We start from the raw sequence: 17,948 nt of genomic DNA on the forward strand, positions 1-17,948 counted from the left end.
CCTTACTTAAATTGTTTGAGGAAACGTAAATCATTTTCGAAGAAAGCACGCAGATCGGTCACGCCGTAGCGCAACATGGTCAGACGCTCCATGCCCATACCAAAGGCGAAGCCGGAATAGACTTCCGGATCGATGCCGACATTACGCAGCACATTTGGATGTACCATGCCGCAACCCAGCACTTCGAGCCATTTACCGTTTTTACCCATCACGTCCACTTCTGCGGACGGCTCAGTAAACGGGAAGTAAGAAGGACGGAAACGGATCTGCAAATCTTCTTCGAAGAAGTTATTCAGGAAATCGTGCAGCGTCCCTTTCAGATTGGTAAAGCTGATGTTTTTATCAACAATCAGCCCTTCCATCTGATGGAACATCGGCGTATGCGTCTGGTCGTAATCGTTACGGTAGACGCGGCCTGGTGCAATAATGCGGATTGGCGGCTGCTGAGCCTGCATAGTACGGATCTGCACGCCAGAGGTCTGAGTGCGCAGCAGGCGGGTAGCGTCGAACCAGAAGGTATCATGATCGGCACGCGCCGGATGATGGGCAGGAATATTCAGCGCATCGAAGTTATGATAATCATCTTCAATTTCTGGTCCGGTCACGACAGCAAAGCCTAACTCACCGAAGAAAGTCTCAATGCGATCCATGGTGCGGGTCACAGGATGCAGACCGCCATTCTCAATACGACGGCCCGGCAGAGAAACATCAATGGTCTCTTCCGCAAGACGGGCGTTCAGCACTGCGGATTCCAGCGCATCTTTGCGTGCATTGAGACGCTCGGTGACCTGCTGTTTCGCTTCGTTGATAACAGCGCCCGCTGCAGGACGCTCTTCGGCTGGCAGCTCGCGTAATGTGGTCATCTGCAGTGTCAGATGTCCTTTCTTACCCAGGTATTCGACGCGCACCGCGTCAAGGGCGGCGATATCCGTCGCCCCGTCGATGGCCGCCGTGGCGCTGGCCACCAGTTCTGCGAGTTGGGACATAATTTCCTCTTTTTCCAGTCAGGCTGGTCAGTTCTCGTTGGGACCTGCCGGTCCAATATGCTAGCGCCAGAAACAAAAAAGCCTCCACGAGGGAGGCTTTCAGCGCGATTTTTCGTTTCTTCTCTTATGCGCAAAAGCCCCCGAATGTCAGGCGCTAAAGTAAAAAAAGAAACGGAAAATAGCAGCATTCATGCTTGCGGTTACCTTGTGATGCTATACAGGGGTACTATTGAAATGCTCAGCGACTAAAATGTCAATCATTTGCGTAAGTTACAGGCAATAAAAAAGGGAGCAAGCTCCCTTTTCCATCTGACTTACGCCAGGGCTGATTTCGCTTTTTCGACCAGTGCAGAGAATGCCACTTTGTCGAATACAGCGATGTCGGCCAGGATCTTACGGTCAATCTCAATGGCTGCTTTCTTCAGACCATTGATGAAACGGCTGTATGACATGCCGTTCTGACGTGCCGCTGCGTTAATACGCGCGATCCACAGCTGACGGAACTGACGCTTACGCTGACGACGGTCACGATAAGCATACTGACCAGCTTTGATAACAGCCTGGAAAGCAACACGGTAAACACGTGAACGTGCACCGTAATAGCCTTTAGCTTGTTTTAAGATTTTTTTGTGACGTGCGCGAGCAACTACACCACGTTTTACACGAGCCATTTAGCTCTCCTGTTTAATATTCTGAATTAAAGAAAAAAATTTACTTATGCGTACGGCAGGCAGGCAATAACCAGACCCAGATCGCCTTTAGACACCATGCCTTTCGGACGCAGGTGACGTTTACGCTTAGTAGATTTTTTAGTCAGAATATGACGCAGGTTTGCGTGTTTACGCTTGAAGCCGCCAGAAGCGGTCTTCTTGAAGCGCTTAGCCGCGCCACGTACAGTTTTAATCTTTGGCATTTTAAAAATATCCACTTCGCATTGTTAATAACATGACCCAGACAGGCGAACAGACAATCGCACAACGCAAGCGCTGCGCGATTACTGCTACTTGAAAGCCTACTGTTTCTTCTTAGGAGCGAGCACCATGATCATCTGGCGGCCTTCGATCTTCGAAGGGAAGGATTCGACAATGGCCAAATCCAGATCTTCACACAGGTCTTTACGGACGCGGTTAAGCACTTCCATACCGATCTGCTGGTGCGCCATCTCACGACCGCGGAAACGCAGCGTGATTTTGGCTTTATCGCCATCTTCCAGAAAGCGAATCAGGTTGCGTAGTTTGACCTGATAGTCGCCATCATCGGTTCCAGGACGGAATTTGATTTCCTTAACCTGAATAACTTTCTGCTTCTTCTTCTGTTCCTTAGAAGATTTGCTTTTTTCATAGAGGAACTTGCCGTAATCCATAATACGGCAGACCGGCGGTTCGGCATTCGGGCTGATTTCGACTAAGTCGCCGCCCGCTTCCTCAGCTTTTTCCAAAGCTTCGCGTAATGTGACAATGCCAATCGGCTCGCCATCCATGCCTGTTAAGCGCACTTCAGTTGCGCGAATTTCACTGTTAATCTTGTTCGGACGCGTAGGTAGTACTCGTTTTCCGCCTTTAATACTTTATTCCTCCAATTGTTGAAGATTTCGGCTGCGAACCTCTTGTTGCAATTTCGCAACAAACACATCGACATCCATCGACCCAAGGTCTTTACCACGGCGGGTGCGAACGGCAACTTTGCCAGCTTCCACCTCTTTATCACCGCAGACCAACATATAAGGGACGCGACGTAATGTGTGCTCGCGGATTTTAAAGCCTATCTTCTCATTTCTCAAGTCTGCTTTCACACGAATGCCAGCATTCTGCAGCTTACGCGTCAAAGACTCAACATATTCCGCTTGTCCATCGGTAATATTCATTACCACGACTTGCAGCGGTGCCAGCCAGGTTGGGAAGAAACCGGCAAATTCTTCGGTAAGAATACCGATGAAACGCTCCATTGATCCCAGAATCGCACGGTGAATCATCACTGGCGTCTGACGATCATTGTTTTCACCCACATACGTTGCTTCAAGGCGTTTTGGCAGGGAGAAGTCTAGCTGAACTGTGCCGCACTGCCAGGCGCGATCAAGGCAATCATACAACGTGAACTCAATTTTAGGACCGTAGAACGCACCTTCGCCAGGCTGGAATTCAAACTCAATATTGTTTTCGTTCAGCGCGGCAGCCAGGTCTTCCTCGGCACGATCCCACATTTCATCTGTACCGATGCGCTTCTCAGGACGGGTGGATAACTTCACCACGATCTTTTCAAAGCCGAAGGTGCTGTACATGTCATAAACCATGCGGATACAGCTGTTTACTTCGTCACGTACCTGCTCTTCAGTACAGAAGACGTGCGCGTCATCCTGGGTAAAGCCACGTACACGCATCAGACCGTGCAGCGCACCTGATGGTTCATTACGGTGACAGCTACCGAACTCCGCCATACGCAATGGCAGGTCACGGTAAGATTTCAGACCCTGATTGAAGATCTGAACATGCCCAGGACAGTTCATCGGTTTGATGCAATATTCACGGTTCTCAGACGAGGTCGTGAACATCGCTTCTTTGTAGTTTTCCCAGTGCCCGGTTTTTTCCCACAGGACGCGGTCCATCATGAAGGGACCTTTAACTTCCTGGTACTGGTACTCTTTTAATTTGCTGCGGACAAACACTTCCAGTTCGCGGAAGATGGTCCAGCCGTCATTATGCCAGAAGACCATGCCTGGTGCTTCTTCCTGCATATGGTAGAGATCCAGCTGCTTACCAATCTTACGATGGTCACGCTTCGCCGCCTCTTCCAGACGCTGCAGATAGGCTGCCAGCTGCTTTTTGTCTGCCCATGCGGTGCCATAAATACGCTGCAGCATTTTGTTGCTGCTGTCGCCGCGCCAGTAGGCACCGGAGATCTTCTGCAGTTTAAAATGATGGCAGAACCGCATGTTCGGCACGTGCGGACCGCGGCACATGTCGACATATTCTTCGTGATGATACAGGCCAGGTTTATCGTCATGGCTGATGTTTTCATCAAGTATGGTGGTCTTGTAAATTTCGCCACGCGCCGCAAAGACGTCACGTGCTTCCTGCCAGCTGACCTTTTTCTTCACCACATCGTAGTTGGTTTCAGCCAACTGATGCATGCGTTTTTCCAGCAGGTCGATATCTTCCTGAGTCAGGGTACGATCGATGTCGACATCATAATAGAAGCCGTTATCAATGACCGGACCGATCGCCATTTTGGTATCCGGCCACAGCTGTTTAATCGCATGCCCTAACAGGTGCGCACAGGAGTGACGGATGATTTCCAGGCCCGCTTCATCTTTAGCGGTAATAATCGCAACAGCAGCATCTTCGGTAATGGGATCGACAGCATCAACCAGTTCACCGTTAACGCGGCCAGCGATGCAGGCTTTTGCCAGACCCGGACCGATGTCCAGCGCAATATCCATCACACTGACGGGGCGGTCAAAGACACGCTGGCTGCCATCAGGAAGCGTAATTACAGGCATTTCATATCCTTATTTGCAGTGGTAAGCCACACGAAAGCCTACATGCAATGTAATGTAGAATGAGTGACCTGGCGTGATATCAGACCCACATTGTCGGAATGTCGCCAGGATTTTAGTGCGGGGCAGATAATAGCAGTTTTCCCCGTTGAGAAAAACCCATCCCCTTTTCCCTAAGCCATGGAGAGGACAAAAAAAAGCGGCCTGACACACTGTCAGGCCGCCGGATACACCCAGGCAAAAATGCGCTTACATGGCGTAAGAGAGCATGATTGAGGTTTTGGTATCCGTACGATCCGGCGCAGATTCAGCCGGATGGTTGTTCCAGCTCACGTTGTAAGCCAGTTTCAGCGCGAAATGGCTGTTGATCGCTACCTGCAGACCGGTTTCGGAGTTCACCGTGGTGTCTTCTCCGAAGGTACTCAGCACGGAGACACCCTGAATGAATTTAGTGGTATCGGTCAGCTGCCACTGATAGCTGACTGCGCCATAGCCCAGCGCCTTGGTCTCATGGCCACCGGCGTGGTAATCATCATAACGTACGCCCGGACCGAATTCCGCACGCAGCGAGTGTACCGGGCCATTCAGAATCTGACGACCGTAACCGGCAGTCAGGACGTCGCGTGAATCGTAACCGTTGAAACGATCGCTTAACCAGCTCGCCTGTCCAAACAGGTAGTCATACGAGTTAAGGTTGTAACGTGAACGACCACCAATGTTGTAGGTCTCAGAAGAGCGCTCATCATTTGAAGAGGTATTAGCTGCGTTACCCCACAAGCTGTATGCCATAGATGACTGATACCAGGTCATATTGGTCTGGGCCGTTGTGGATGAGCTGGTCGTGTTACCGGTTTGCGCCAGGTATCCCGCAGCAGCAGAACCTTCAAATGGCTTTTTAGCGGTAGAAGGGTCATCCATTGATGTAAATACGGCGTTATCGGCCAGTGCCTGGTGACAAAAAGCTCCGGCGGAGAGCAAAAGAACAGCAGACAGCTTGTTATAGGCTTTCATTAAATGTGATCCGTGCGACTGTTTAAAAAACGGAGAGTCTGAAGCGTTTTGCCAGGCATTCAATGCAATTTACGGTAAGTTTTGTAAAAAATTATTAACTTACACAAAATGCCTGGAATTGCCCTGACAACCCCTGTTAATTGGGACTCATCTTATTAACGTCGCGCATTATAGTGCTGCACAAATGAAAAGCCAGACGTAACGGCAGAAGAATTTTTCATCATCCTCCTGGCTCCTTACACAGATTTACGCTGTGCGTCACGTCCGATACCCGGCATCTCCTTCATAATTCGCCTGATTTTTCGCCATGGTCTACGCTCAGTTCAGTTTCTTTTCCCCTGGAGGTACCGCATGAGCAGCAATGATTTAACCCGCTACATTGTGACCTTTCATTATCAGGAGTCGGGATTGAGTGACATCCTGGAACTGACCAGCGCAATGACCGCCGCCGGTTTTACCACCACGCTGACTGACAACGACGGTCACCCCCATGAGCTGGGAACGAACAGCTATGGCATTGTCAGTTCACTGGAGGCTGAAGATCTGCGACAACAGGTTACGGCGGCCGGTGAAAGCGCGTTGGGTCAGAAACCTGTAGTGACTGTCATGACCGTTGAAGAGTATCTGCGCAACACGGCGGATTCTCGCCCCGCCACCTCCGCGCCAGAATAAGAGGTGCAATCGTGCGCGTTTTGGTGAATATTTAGGCAATACAATCGTTCTTACGCAGCGAATAACGAGGATAGCCCAATGTGGTCAGCCATTAGTCGTCTGTTAAGCGAGCAGTTAGGCAACGCCGAAATCACTCAACGTCACGCCCTTGCGGGTGGTGATATCCATCCTGCCTGGCATATCCGCTACGGTGAACATGACGTCTTTGTCAAAAGTAACAGCCGCGATATGCTTTCGCTTTTTACCTGGGAAGCCGATCAGCTGGCCTTGCTGGCGCGCACCGGCACAGTTCGGGTGCCTAAAGTCTATGGTGTGGGTCATCACCGTGAGGAGAGCTTTCTGCTGCTGGAATATATCCGGCCACAGCCGCTGGATGAACAGAGCGCGTTTCAGTTGGGACAGCAACTGGCTCGCCTGCACCAGTGGAGCGAGCAGACCCAGTTCGGACTGGATTTCGACAATAATATTACCACCACGCCACAACCTAACAGCTGGCTGCGGCGCTGGTCGGTGTTTTTTGCCGAACAGCGCATTGGCTGGCAATTGCAGCTGGCGGCGGAAAAAGGCATTCAGTACGGCGATACGGAGTTGATTATCGCCTCCGTGCAGCGGGTGCTCGCGTCCCATCATCCGCAACCGTCGCTGTTGCATGGCGATCTCTGGCCCGCTAACTGCGCCAGCAGCGACCAGGGCCCCTGGCTGTTCGATCCCGCCTGCTACTGGGGTGACCGCGAATGTGATTTAGCGATGCTAAGCTGGTACCCCGACCTGCCTCGCCAGATTTACGACGGTTATCAATCGGTGTGGCCGTTACCCGATGGGTTTTCACAGCGCCTGCCCGTTTATCAGCTTTACTATCTGCTGAACCGGGCTAACGTGTTTGGCGGGCACTGGCCTGGCGATGCACAGTTCGCTATTGGCGAGTTGCTGGATGAAGATGCACTCGGCAACAGTCAGGCCAGGCCGGCCTGACGAGGTTTACCGTCAGATAAAACCCAGCAGCGACAGTGCAAAATAACCGGCTATCGCAATCACCACTGGCAGCACATAAAGCGGGAAAATCTGCAGGAAGATGGTGTGGCGGGGGACGCGCACCTTCTCTTCCAGTTGCTGACGGGTGCGCCCTTCCGGGCCCTTTGCCTGTTCCAGAATCATCTGGTCCTCAATGCCCTCTTTAACGTGACGCGCCTGACGTCCCATCCGCGCGCCTGACGACTCCAGCGCCAGCCCGACAAAAATCAGAATGTAGATCAGCCAGAAGCCCAGGTTCATCTGACCGTTAAATTCGGGTACCGGCGAGTTATGCCAGAAAACGTTCAGGAACGGCGTATTGAAGCGCAGCATATCGACAATGACATGAACGAAATCAAGCATAACGGCATCAATGCCGGGCTGCTTTTCGCTGTGCTTAAACATAAAGCTCAGCACAGAAATAATGGTCGACATCAGCGCCACTAAAAAGAGCACCCAGCCCGCCACGCGCTTAAGGATGGCGATACGGCCAGCCTGTTGATAGGTCATGATATCTCCTGAACCTGGAATCCAATTTGCCGTCAGTCTACCTGCCAACGGTGAAATTTCCCAAATAAAGCGTGGTCGATGGGGCAGAGAGTGCGCCCGCAGAGAATGATGTTAAGGTAAAGCCGACTTTATAAGGAGAACTCTGATGCCGTATCACCGCCCTGTCCTCGCCGCCCTGTTTGATATGGATGGTTTACTGATCGATTCTGAGCCGCTGTGGGATCAGGCTGAGCTGGATATCTTTTCAACGCTGGATGTTGACCTGTCACGTCGCAGTGAAATGCCCGACACTCTGGGTCTGCGCATCGATCAGACTGTACGGATGTGGTACGAAACACTGCCCTGGCAGGGTCCTTCGCAGCAGGAGGTTACTGACCGTATTATTGCCCGTGCGATGACGCTGGTGGATCAGACGCGGCCCCTGCTGCCAGGCGTGGAAACGGCGCTGCAACTGTGCCGCGAACAGGGACTGAAAATCGGCCTTGCCTCAGCCTCACCGCTCAGGATGCTTGAGCAGGTGCTGGAGATGTTCAATCTGCGCCACTATTTCGATGTGCTCTCTTCCGCAGAAGCCCTGCCCTACAGTAAGCCTCATCCGCAGGTCTATCTCAACGCAGCCGACAGCCTGGCAATCGATCCGCTTAACTGTGTCACGCTGGAAGATTCCTTTAACGGCATGATCGCCACCAAAGCGGCGCGTATGCGGTCAATTGTGGTACCCGCCGCTGAACACCGTGACGACCCTCGCTGGGCGCTGGCGGATGTCCGGCTGGATGCTCTGACACAGCTCAGCCTGCAGCATCTGCAGGGATGAAGAACCGCCCGCCTGATGCGGGCTTTTTTTTGCCTGGCAATCTTCTCACTTGATCTCACTCGCAATAAAATAAAACAACGTTTCATTTTTATTGAATTCCAGTACCACTCTGCCTAAGATGCCCGAAGCGTCCCCATTCGGGGCATAAAAACCTGACCTGCAGAGAGGCCTGAGATGGACATTCGTCAAAGCATTCACAGCGATCACGCTAAACAACTCGACACCGATGCGTTGCGCCGTGAGTTCCTGATTGAAACGATTTTCACTGCCGATGACTACGCCCTGACTTACAGCCACATCGACCGCATCATCATTGGCGGCGTCATGCCGGTAAACGCGCCCGTGACGATGGGTGATGAAATGGGAAAACAGCTGGGCGTCAGCTATTTCCTCGAGCGCCGCGAGCTGGGCATGATCAATATTGGCGGACCGGGGCGTGTGGAAGTGGACGGTAAAGCGTGGGAAATCGGTCACGAAGAGGCGCTTTACATCGGCAAAGGTGCCCGCAACCTGCTGTTCCGCAGTCTGAATCCGTCTCAGCCCGCCAAATTCTATTTCAACAGTGCACCCGCACACAGCACCTTCCCGGACAGGAAAATCACGCTGCAGGAGGCGGCTACCGCCACGCTGGGCGATGCCGCGACCTCGAACCGCCGAACCATTCATAAATTCATCGTGCCGGATGTGCTGCCCACCTGTCAGCTCACCATGGGCTTGACCAAACTGGATGAAGGCAGCCTGTGGAACACCATGCCCTGCCACACCCACGAACGTCGCATGGAAGTCTATTTCTACTTCGATATGAGCGAAGAGAGCGCCGTCTTCCACATGATGGGGCAACCGCAGCAGACCCGTCATCTGCTGGTACATAACGAGCAGGCGGTGATCTCACCCAGCTGGTCAATTCACGCCGGTGTCGGTACCCAGCGTTACACCTTTATCTGGGGCATGGTGGGTGAGAATCAGGTCTTTGATGACATGGATCACGTCAAAATCAGTGAACTGCGCTAAGCAGAGGAGAAATACTATGGTACTGAATACGTTTAGCCTGGAAGGTAAAGTGGCAATGGTAACCGGCTGCAACACCGGTTTAGGTCAGGGCATGGCGCTGGGTCTGGCACAGGCGGGCTGCGATATTGTCGGCGTTAACCGTAACGGCCCGGATGACACCCAAAGCAAGGTGGAGGCGCTGGGTCGCCGCTTCTGGCCGGTGCAGGCCGATCTGTTGCAGACCAGCGTAGTAGCCTCTGTGGTTGAGCAGGCGCTGGCCGCTGCAGGTAAAATTGACATTCTGGTCAATAATGCCGGTATTATTCGCCGGGAAGACGCCCTGGACTTCAGCGAGCAGGACTGGGATGACGTGATGAATATCAATAGCAAGAGCCTGTTTTTCCTGTCTCAGCAGGTTGCCCGTCAATTTATCGCACAGGGACACGGCGGCAAGATTATCAATATCGCGTCCATGCTCTCCTTCCAGGGCGGAATTCGGGTGCCCTCTTATACCGCCTCGAAAAGTGCCGTGATGGGCCTGACCCGTCTCATGGCAAACGAGTGGGCAAAGCATGGCATTAACGTCAATGCCATCGCACCTGGCTACATGGCGACCAACAATACCGAGCAGTTGAGAAATGACGCGTCCCGCAGCGAAGAGATCCTGGGCCGGATACCGGCCGGACGCTGGGGCGTGCCTGATGACATGATGGGCCCGATAGTCTTCATGGCTTCTGCTGCGTCTGATTATGTCAACGGCTACACCCTGGCCGTCGATGGCGGCTGGCTGGCGCGTTAATTTCCCCAACGGGCAGTGTCCTGGCACTGTCCATTTTATTAATAAAATTCACGCTTCGTTACAGCGTCACATGTTCTCATTTACTGGATAAATCCCTATACTGGATGCATCGACAGTTTTCTTTGTAACCAGGTTCTATCATGACGGGCGAAGGCCACATCATTTTTGCCATTGCCAGCGCTATTTTTGCCAAGCGTGCTGAGCTGACACCCGTGCTGGCACAGGCCGACTGGTGGCATCTTGTTCCCTCAGCCCTGCTGACCTGTCTGCTGCCCGACATCGATCATCCTAAATCTCTGCTGGGACAGCGACTCAGCTGGCTCTCTCATCCTATTGCACGGGCGTTCGGCCATCGGGGATTTACCCACAGTCTGCTGGCGATTGCCGCCGGTTTATGGCTTTTTCAGATTAACCTGCCTCAGTCGTCACCGATTCCACCGGATGTGCTGCAGGGTCTGACGCTCGGCTACCTGAGCCATATAGTGGCCGATATGCTGACGCCCGCCGGGGTTCCGCTGCTGTGGCCCTGCCGCTGGCGCTTCCGCCTGCCGATTCTGCGCAGCCAGAAGGGCAATCAGCTGGAGCGGGCATTGTGTCTGGGACTGGTAGGCTATGCGCTGTGGTTCCCGGTAGGGATGCCATCTTTTGGTGCAAACGGCTGGCCATCTCAGCTGTTCGATACGCTACAAAATGGCGTCGGGCGATTAATTTCCAGTCATACTGCGCAATAAAAACGCGCAAAACGCCATTTGGTTATAAACCATGCCATTTGGATATAAGGCACCCTCTGCACCTGCTGTTACCATTCCTGCTGTCTTAATTCGTGATTAACATTATGCGGCCTTCCCATGACGGAAGGCCGCATTACTCTGGAGTTTCAGCATGGACCTTCCTCTTACGCTTAATATCGTGGCCTTTGTGGTGCTGCTGGTATTGCTCTCCCGCTTCAGCCGTCATAACTGGAGCCTGTCGAAAAAAGTGCTGACCGGTCTGGTGATCGGCGTACTGTTCGGCCTGGTGTTGCAGTTGATCTACGGCGAAAACAGCGCAGTGGTTAAAGAGTCGATTAGCTGGTTTAACATCGTCGGTAATGGCTATGTCCAGTTGCTGCAGATGGTCGTCATGCCGCTGGTGTTCGTTTCCATTCTGAGTGCGGTCGCTCGTCTGCATAACGCCTCTTCGCTGGGAAAAATCAGCGTGCTGACCATCGGCGTTCTGCTGTTTACCACCGCCATCTCAGCACTGGTCGGCGTCTTCGTCACCGGCCTGTTTGGTCTGAGCGCAGAAGGTCTGGTACAGGGCGTGCAGGAGACCGCGCGTCTCAGTGCGATCCAGAGCAACTATGTCGGCAAAGTGGCTGACCTGACCGTGCCACAGCTGGTGCTCTCCTTTATCCCGAAAAACCCGTTTGCCGATCTGACGGGCGCCAGTCCGACCTCAATCATCAGCGTCGTGATCTTTGCCGCGTTCCTGGGTGTGGCTGCACTGCAGTTGCTTAAAGATGATGAAGTGAAAGGTCAGCGCGTGCTGGTGGCGATCGATACGCTGCAGTCGTGGGTGATGAAGCTGGTGCGTTTAGTGATGAAGCTGACGCCGTATGGTGTGCTGGCGCTGATGACTAAAGTGGTTGCCGGTTCAAACCTGCAGGACATCATCAAACTGGGCAGCTTTGTGGTCGCCTCATACCTCGGTCTGGCCATCATGTTTGGTGTCCACGCCCTGCTGCTGTCGGTTAATGGTATCAACCCAATGCGCTTCTTCCGTAAAGTGTGGCCGGTTATCACCTTCGCCTTCACCAGCCGTTCCAGCGCAGCCAGCATTCCGTTGAGCGTTGAAACCCAGACCCGTCGTCTTGGCGTGCCGGAGTCGATTGCCAGCTTCGCGGCATCCTTTGGTGCCACAATCGGCCAGAATGGCTGTGCCGGTCTTTATCCGACCATGCTGGCCGTGATGGTTGCGCCAACCGTCGGGATTAACCCGTTTGATCCACTGTGGATTGCCACGCTGGTTGGGATAGTCACGCTGAGCTCAGCCGGTGTGGCCGGTGTTGGTGGAGGTGCAACGTTTGCTGCACTGATTGTCCTGCCTGCGATGGGCCTGCCGGTGACCCTGGTGGCGCTGCTGATCTCCATTGAGCCGCTGATTGATATGGGCCGTACAGCGCTGAACGTCAACGGTTCGATGACCGCAGGTTCCCTGACCAGCCGCTGGTTAGGCATGACCGATAAGCGCGTACTGGAAAGTGACGACAACGCCGAGCTGGCGCACCGTTAATCTGCCTTAAACCTGGCGCGCCCGCGCCAGGTTTTTTCCGTCTCTCTTCTCCATAATCTCCCCCATAGATGGCGACGCCGTTAAGAAAGCGTTAAGCATGGTAAACAGGCGAAAAATCCGCGCTTTAGTGCTTGTCTTTGCCCGGTAAAAGGCGAATTCTTCATCCAGTCTTATGAGGAGAACACCTGATGAAAAAGATAATCGCCTCGCTTCTGACGCTGACGCTTCTGACACCCGCTCTGGCTTTCGCCCATCCTGGCGACTGGGGCCCGGGATGGGGTCGACATGGCGGACCGGATCCACACTGGGTCGGTCCAGGGCATCACTGGGGCGGACCTGGACCGATTCGCTTTCTGCCTGAAGCCGCAACGGCGGTGCTGATCGGCGGACTGACCTACTACCTGCTCAATGGCAGTTACTATCAGCGCCACGGCGATGAATATGTGGTGGTAGAGCCGCCAGCAGAGTCGCGGGTCAGCAGTGAGATGCGGGTACTCGACTTTAACGGCAAACGCTTCTATGTGCAGGCAGGTCATTTCTACCAGCGGCAGATAGACGGTGATTATGTTGAGGTGCCGCGCCCGGCAGGATTGTAGTCAGCGCCACAACGAAAAACGGCCCGTCAAATGACGGGCCGTTAACTATTCAGAGAGACGAAAACTTACTGCTGAACCTGCGGGTCGGTATCATATTCCGCACAGCTCTGGAAGCCGTAGTTCATCACACGGCCCGTGTCGTTGTAGCTCACGAAATAAGTCTGTGCTTTACCATCGCGCTGACCCAGAACATAAGTCTGGCAGGTGCCGCGCGCGTGGACCATGGTGATTTCAGTAGAAGGTGCACCCGCGATCTGACGAACCTGATCACGTGTCATACCCTTTTTAACATCCTTTACCACTGGCTTAGTCACGTAGCTTTCCGCACGATCGTAAGTCGTACAACCAGACAGTGCAGCCAGTGTCAGCGCCGCAGCGATACATCCCATCACTTTATTCATCTTGTTGTTCCTCATTTATTGTCCATGTGGAAACAAGCCTGGAACATAAATGCTGATTTATCAAGTTTATGAGGAACAATTAGTGGTGCATCAAATGTCAGGATTTCGTAAAGAAGGCTGTTTTGTTGTCAATGCGGCCGTATACTTTCCGCCAAAACAGGTTTTGGATAGCCCCGCCGATTCAGACACCCTCTGCCTCATGGGTATCCGCGCAGAGCGGTGAGATTATCGCCCTTCGGACGCTGTTCGCTTGTCATGCCCGCTTCTGTTCACCCATCGCTGACTATCCCGAGGAACAATGACCCCTGCTCACTCTGACCGCCTGGTTTATGCGATTACACTGGGCCTGCTGGCCGCACTGGGCCCGCTCTGTATCGACCTTTATCTGCCAGCCCTGCCACAAATGGCGCAGGATCTGCACACCGAAACTGCGACCGCGCAGTTGAGTCTGACCGCCGGTCTGTTGGGCCTGGGCTTTGGGCAGCTGCTGTTTGGCCCGATGAGTGACAAATTCGGTCGCCTGCGTCCGCTAACCCTGTCACTGATACTGCTGTTTATCGCCTCAATCGGCTGTGCGCTGGCGCAGGACATCCACCAACTGCTGGTGGCGCGGCTGTTTGAAGGATTAGCGGGGGCGGGCGGCGCGGTATTGTCGCGGGCGATTGCACGCGATATGTACAGTGGTCATGAGCTGACGCGCTTCTTCGCGCTGCTGATGCTGGTTAACGGTCTGGCTCCAGTCGGCGCGCCGGTACTGGGTGGTGTGCTGATGACGATAGTCGACTGGCGCGGCATCTTCATGGTACTGGGCGGCATTGCCATTCTGCTGATCCTGCTGGCGCGCTGGAAGCTGCATGAAACCCTGCCTGAAGCCCGCCGCAACCAGGGCTCGATTTTCTCCGCCTACGCGGCACTCGGTCAGGTGGTCACCCATCGACCCTTTATGGGCTTCTGTCTGACCCAGGGCTTTATGATGTCCGGCATGTTCGCCTATATCGGTGCCTCGCCGTTTGTGCTGCAACAACTCTATGGCCTGTCGCCCCAGGCCTTTAGCTTCTGCTTTGCGGCCAACGGGTTTGGCCTGATCATTGCTTCGCAGACCAGCGCTCGCCTCTGTCCGTTGTGGGGCGAATATCGGGTGCTGAAAGGCGGTCTGACACTGGCTTTTGTCGCCTCTAGCCTGCTGCTGCTGGCCGCGCTACTACACGCACCGTTAGCGCTGCTGCTGCTGGCGCTGTTCTTTACCATCGCCAGCAACGGCGTGATCGCTACCACTGCCTCGTCACTGGCGATGCAGAGTCAGGGCCACCGTGCTGGCAGCGCCTCTGCAGTCATTGGCGTCACCATGTTCACGCTGGGTGCGATTACCGTGCCGCTCACCGGCATTGGCGGCACGTCGGTACTGAGCATGTGCGCCACCATTTTTGGCTGCTTTATGATGGCGATTCTGATGTTTAACGTGCTGGCGAAAAAACCGCTGTCGTAATTAAAAACTCACTGATTTCGCAACGTTTAGCCGCAATCAGTTGCCGCTTAAGCTTGTTGTTTTCGCTTCGGCACGTTAGCTTTACTAAAACGTTCGCATCGAGCCGACTGGCCACTGACCTGAGGAGAAGTTCATGTCACTGCAGCAGGAAATTATTGAAGCACTGGGTGTCAAGCCCGTTATCGACGCCGACCAGGAAGTGCGTGTCAGCGTCGATTTTCTTAAAGCCTATCTGAAACGTCACAGCGGACTGAAAACGCTGGTGCTGGGGATTAGCGGCGGTCAGGATTCAACCCTTGCGGGCAAGCTGGCGCAAACGGCGATCAGCGAGCTGCGTCAGGAGAGCGGCGATAACGACTACACCTTTATTGCGGTGCGTCTGCCGTATGGCGTGCAGGCGGATGAGCAGGATTGTCAGGACGCGCTGGCCTTTATTCAGCCCGACCGTTCGCTGGCGGTGAACATCAAAGAGTCCGTGCTGGCCAGTGAGCGCGCGTTGAAAGATGCCGGTATCACGTTGTCTGATTTCGTGCGCGGCAATGAAAAAGCGCGCGAGCGAATGAAGGCGCAATACAGCATCGCCGGCATGACCAAAGGGGTGGTGGTCGGCACCGACCATGCCGCTGAAGCGGTCACCGGGTTCTTCACCAAATATGGCGATGGCGGTACTGACATCAATCCCCTTTTCCGCCTGAATAAGCGTCAGGGCAAACAGCTGCTGAAGCATCTTGGCTGCCCGGAACATCTTTATCTGAAGAAACCGACTGCCGATCTGGAAGATGATCGTCCAGGCCTGCAGGATGAAGTGGCGCTGGGTGTCACCTACGAGATGATTGATGACTATCTGGAAGGCAAAAGCATCGATCCTGACAACGCCCGTATTATCGAAGGCTGGTATCTGAAAACTGAGCACAAACGTCGTCCGCCGATCACTGTGTTCGACGACTTCTGGAAGTAATCCTGCGCCTCCTTTGCTCCGGCAAAGGAGGCTTCACTCATTTAATTTGTTGAACGCTGCATGCCTCCCACCGTCTCGCGCGCTACCCTCATCGGGCTTATCGCCATTTTGCTCTGGAGCACCACCGTGGGTCTGCTGCGCAGCGTCAGTGAAGCCTTCGGTGCCACTGGCGGCGCGGCGCTGATCTACACCACCACGGCGATCCTGCTTTGCCTGACCCGCGGTTTGCCCAGACCTGGCGCACTGCCCGCGCTCTACCTGTGGCTGGGCGGTGCCCTCTTTGTCGGTTACGAGATCTGCCTGGCGCTGGCTATCGGGCTGGCCAGCGATCGCACCCAGTCGCTGGAGCTGGGAATGATCAATTATCTCTGGCCCTGCCTGACCATCGTGCTGGCGATTCCGTTTAATCAGCAGCGCTTCCGTGTCTGGCTCTGGCCAGGGCTGCTGCTGTCGCTGCTGGGGATCGTCTGGGTGATGAAAGGCAGTGGCAGCAGTTCGCCCGCGCTACTGTGGCAGAATATACTGCGCAACCCTGTCGCCTATGCACTCGCCTTTATCGCCGCCCTGACATGGGCGGTCTACAACAACCTTACCCGCCGTTTTGCCCGCGGCTCGAACGGCGTCACGCTGTTTTTTATACTGACCGCACTGGCGCTGTGGCTGAAATATGCCTTCAGCGATCGTCCTGTGCCGTTAACGTTCGATCTGATACCGATAATGGAGGTGCTGTTTGTCGGCCTCTCCACTGCTATCGCCTATTCCGCCTGGAATCATGGGATTCAGCAGGGCAATCTGACGCTGCTGGCCACCGTGTCCTACTTCACGCCAGTGCTGTCGGCTCTGCTGGGATCGCTGTGGCTGGGTCTGACGCCGCCGCTGGCTTTCTGGCAGGGCGTTGCGATGATTACACTGGGCTCGCTGATTTGCTGGCTGGCGACACGGCGTCTTTAACAGACAGCTGGCGATCATTTCACCTGCCTGTTATGCTGTATGGACAACCAGTAAATGGAGTCCATTTTGGTCAGACGTGCTGCCATTCTTCGCCCCGAACCCGACGCGAATACAATTTATCAATATCCCGAACACCTGCGTGAATGGCTGGAAGGCCTGCCGAATCATCCTGGCGTCTACACCTTTCATGGCGAAAGTGAGTCACTGCCGCTTTATATCGGTAAAAGTGTCAATCTGCGTTCGCGAGTGATGTCCCATTTCCGCACGCCGGACGAGGCGAAAATGCTGCGCCAGTCACGGCGCGTAAGCTGGATCCCCACAGCAGGCGATCTCGGTGCGCTGCTGCTGGAAGCGCAGATGATCAAAACCCAGCAGCCGCTGTTCAATAAGCGACTGCGCAAAAATCGCCAGCTCTGTTCGCTGCAGATTACCGACGGCAAACCGAATGTGGTTTACGCAAAAGATCTCGATTTCAGTCAGTCACCCAACCTGTTTGGACTTTATCGCAGCCGCTTTGCGGCGCTGGAACGGCTCAAGCAACTGGCGGATGAGTATCAGCTCTGTCATGGGCTGCTGGGTCTGGAAGCGCTGAGTGCGGGACGCGGCTGCTTCCGCTCGGCTCTGCGTCGTTGCGCCGGAGCCTGTTGCGGTAAAGAGCCGGTCAGCGACCATCAGGATCGGCTGCTGGAGGCACTGGAAAATGTGCGGGTTTTCTGCTGGCCGTGGCAGGGTGCCGTAGGTCTGGTGGAGGAAGGCAAAGAGATGACGCAGATCCATGTTATCGATCACTGGTTCTATCTCGGTTCGGTGAGCAGCATGGATGAGGCCAGAAAACTCCAGCGGCCCAAAGGCGGTTTTGATCACGACGGCTATAAAATCCTCTGCCGCCCGATTCTGTCGGGTGTCTACCCTATTCTTCCGCTATAAAAAAAACCGCCGACGCTGCCCACTCACGTTCAGTGGACAGCGTCGGCGGTCTCAGACCGTTCGCTTAAC

The 17,948-nt window shown here is 54.2% G+C and carries 22 protein-coding genes and 1 other annotated feature; of the genes, 13 read left to right on the forward strand and 9 right to left on the reverse strand.

The window, feature by feature from the left end; all coding sequences use genetic code 11:
• Positions 1 to 2 precede the first annotated feature (2 nt).
• From pheS to KTJ90_RS10860, 7 genes are all read right to left on the reverse strand, one after another.
• Positions 3 to 986: a phenylalanine--tRNA ligase subunit alpha gene (gene pheS / locus KTJ90_RS10830; RefSeq protein WP_003853264.1), complete on the reverse strand. Its 984-nt coding sequence runs from the start codon at positions 984 to 986 to the stop codon at positions 3 to 5.
• A 71-nt stretch (positions 987 to 1,057) separates the two neighbouring features.
• Positions 1,058 to 1,183: a sequence feature (Phe leader region), on the reverse strand.
• A complete protein-coding gene (pheM, locus tag KTJ90_RS10835; protein ID WP_106120997.1) occupies positions 1,134 to 1,178 on the reverse strand; it encodes a pheST operon leader peptide PheM in 45 nt (14 codons plus the stop codon). Its footprint overlaps the feature before it by 45 nt.
• Before the next feature lie 117 nt (positions 1,184 to 1,300).
• On the reverse strand, positions 1,301 to 1,657 hold the full coding sequence (rplT, locus tag KTJ90_RS10840) for a 50S ribosomal protein L20 (protein ID WP_003853267.1): 357 nt from the start codon (positions 1,655 to 1,657) through the stop codon (positions 1,301 to 1,303).
• Between the two features lie 44 nt (positions 1,658 to 1,701).
• The gene (gene rpmI, locus KTJ90_RS10845; RefSeq protein ID WP_004157374.1) at positions 1,702 to 1,899 is read right to left on the reverse strand and encodes a 50S ribosomal protein L35; all 198 of its coding nucleotides are present in this window, start codon (positions 1,897 to 1,899) and stop codon (positions 1,702 to 1,704) included.
• Positions 1,900 to 1,998: 99 nt separating this feature from the next.
• On the reverse strand, positions 1,999 to 2,550 hold the full coding sequence (gene infC, locus KTJ90_RS10850; protein ID WP_033732471.1) for a translation initiation factor IF-3: 552 nt from the start codon (positions 2,548 to 2,550) through the stop codon (positions 1,999 to 2,001).
• 3 nt (positions 2,551 to 2,553) lie between these two features.
• Entirely contained in the window at positions 2,554 to 4,482 is a 1,929-nt protein-coding gene (thrS, locus tag KTJ90_RS10855) for a threonine--tRNA ligase (protein ID WP_078804353.1), read from the reverse strand.
• A 246-nt stretch (positions 4,483 to 4,728) separates the two neighbouring features.
• Positions 4,729 to 5,490 (reverse strand): DUF481 domain-containing protein, encoded by a 762-nt coding sequence (locus KTJ90_RS10860; protein ID WP_003848331.1) that lies wholly within the window; start codon positions 5,488 to 5,490, stop codon positions 4,729 to 4,731.
• Between the two features lie 351 nt (positions 5,491 to 5,841).
• Here KTJ90_RS10860 and ghoS point away from each other — a divergent pair, with 351 nt between their 5' ends.
• Both ghoS and KTJ90_RS10870 read left to right on the forward strand, forming a co-directional pair.
• Positions 5,842 to 6,162: a type V toxin-antitoxin system endoribonuclease GhoS family antitoxin gene (gene ghoS / locus KTJ90_RS10865; RefSeq protein ID WP_499024532.1), complete on the forward strand. Its 321-nt coding sequence runs from the start codon at positions 5,842 to 5,844 to the stop codon at positions 6,160 to 6,162.
• Between the two features lie 78 nt (positions 6,163 to 6,240).
• Positions 6,241 to 7,134 carry a fructosamine kinase family protein gene (locus KTJ90_RS10870; protein WP_008926180.1) on the forward strand — a complete coding sequence of 298 codons (894 nt, stop codon included), beginning with the start codon at positions 6,241 to 6,243 and terminating at the stop codon, positions 7,132 to 7,134.
• Between the two features lie 12 nt (positions 7,135 to 7,146).
• Here the strand turns inward: KTJ90_RS10870 and KTJ90_RS10875 are convergent, their stop codons facing one another.
• Positions 7,147 to 7,683 carry a YniB family protein gene (locus KTJ90_RS10875; RefSeq protein WP_003848337.1) on the reverse strand — a complete coding sequence of 179 codons (537 nt, stop codon included), beginning with the start codon at positions 7,681 to 7,683 and terminating at the stop codon, positions 7,147 to 7,149.
• A 145-nt stretch (positions 7,684 to 7,828) separates the two neighbouring features.
• Between KTJ90_RS10875 and hxpB the strand changes: the two genes are divergently transcribed.
• From hxpB to KTJ90_RS10905, 6 genes are all read left to right on the forward strand, one after another.
• Positions 7,829 to 8,497 carry a hexitol phosphatase HxpB gene (hxpB, locus tag KTJ90_RS10880; RefSeq protein ID WP_003848339.1) on the forward strand — a complete coding sequence of 223 codons (669 nt, stop codon included), beginning with the start codon at positions 7,829 to 7,831 and terminating at the stop codon, positions 8,495 to 8,497.
• 174 nt (positions 8,498 to 8,671) lie between these two features.
• Positions 8,672 to 9,508 carry a 5-dehydro-4-deoxy-D-glucuronate isomerase gene (gene kduI, locus KTJ90_RS10885; RefSeq protein ID WP_008926179.1) on the forward strand — a complete coding sequence of 279 codons (837 nt, stop codon included), beginning with the start codon at positions 8,672 to 8,674 and terminating at the stop codon, positions 9,506 to 9,508.
• 16 nt (positions 9,509 to 9,524) lie between these two features.
• Entirely contained in the window at positions 9,525 to 10,286 is a 762-nt protein-coding gene (gene kduD, locus KTJ90_RS10890) for a 2-dehydro-3-deoxy-D-gluconate 5-dehydrogenase KduD (protein ID WP_003848343.1), read from the forward strand.
• 140 nt (positions 10,287 to 10,426) lie between these two features.
• Positions 10,427 to 11,017 (forward strand): metal-dependent hydrolase, encoded by a 591-nt coding sequence (locus KTJ90_RS10895; protein WP_003848345.1) that lies wholly within the window; start codon positions 10,427 to 10,429, stop codon positions 11,015 to 11,017.
• A gap of 151 nt (positions 11,018 to 11,168) precedes the next feature.
• The gene (locus KTJ90_RS10900; protein ID WP_003848346.1) at positions 11,169 to 12,560 is read left to right on the forward strand and encodes an L-cystine transporter; all 1,392 of its coding nucleotides are present in this window, start codon (positions 11,169 to 11,171) and stop codon (positions 12,558 to 12,560) included.
• A gap of 188 nt (positions 12,561 to 12,748) precedes the next feature.
• The gene (locus KTJ90_RS10905; protein ID WP_039660377.1) at positions 12,749 to 13,156 is read left to right on the forward strand and encodes a DUF6515 family protein; all 408 of its coding nucleotides are present in this window, start codon (positions 12,749 to 12,751) and stop codon (positions 13,154 to 13,156) included.
• Positions 13,157 to 13,221: 65 nt separating this feature from the next.
• On the opposite strand, the gene osmE is transcribed toward KTJ90_RS10905, so the two are convergent.
• Positions 13,222 to 13,557: an osmotically-inducible lipoprotein OsmE gene (gene osmE / locus KTJ90_RS10910; protein ID WP_003848350.1), complete on the reverse strand. Its 336-nt coding sequence runs from the start codon at positions 13,555 to 13,557 to the stop codon at positions 13,222 to 13,224.
• A gap of 49 nt (positions 13,558 to 13,606) precedes the next feature.
• Here osmE and KTJ90_RS10915 point away from each other — a divergent pair, with 49 nt between their 5' ends.
• The 5 genes from KTJ90_RS10915 to cho all read left to right on the forward strand — a co-directional run bounded on the left by KTJ90_RS10915 (position 13,607) and on the right by cho (position 17,879).
• Positions 13,607 to 13,780 carry a hypothetical protein gene (locus tag KTJ90_RS10915; RefSeq protein WP_008926177.1) on the forward strand — a complete coding sequence of 58 codons (174 nt, stop codon included), beginning with the start codon at positions 13,607 to 13,609 and terminating at the stop codon, positions 13,778 to 13,780.
• A gap of 75 nt (positions 13,781 to 13,855) precedes the next feature.
• Positions 13,856 to 15,043 carry a multidrug effflux MFS transporter gene (locus tag KTJ90_RS10920; protein ID WP_003848351.1) on the forward strand — a complete coding sequence of 396 codons (1,188 nt, stop codon included), beginning with the start codon at positions 13,856 to 13,858 and terminating at the stop codon, positions 15,041 to 15,043.
• 133 nt (positions 15,044 to 15,176) lie between these two features.
• A complete protein-coding gene (gene nadE / locus KTJ90_RS10925) occupies positions 15,177 to 16,001 on the forward strand; it encodes an NAD(+) synthase (RefSeq protein WP_008926176.1) in 825 nt (274 codons plus the stop codon).
• A gap of 60 nt (positions 16,002 to 16,061) precedes the next feature.
• Positions 16,062 to 16,952: a drug/metabolite transporter permease gene (yddG, locus tag KTJ90_RS10930; RefSeq protein ID WP_499024536.1), complete on the forward strand. Its 891-nt coding sequence runs from the start codon at positions 16,062 to 16,064 to the stop codon at positions 16,950 to 16,952.
• A gap of 66 nt (positions 16,953 to 17,018) precedes the next feature.
• Positions 17,019 to 17,879 (forward strand): excinuclease Cho, encoded by an 861-nt coding sequence (cho, locus tag KTJ90_RS10935; protein WP_039660501.1) that lies wholly within the window; start codon positions 17,019 to 17,021, stop codon positions 17,877 to 17,879.
• Positions 17,880 to 17,948: the final 69 nt, after the last annotated feature.

The organism is Pantoea jilinensis (genome assembly GCF_019104105.1).
In the GTDB taxonomy this organism is placed as follows: Bacteria; Pseudomonadota; Gammaproteobacteria; order Enterobacterales; family Enterobacteriaceae; genus Pantoea; species Pantoea eucalypti.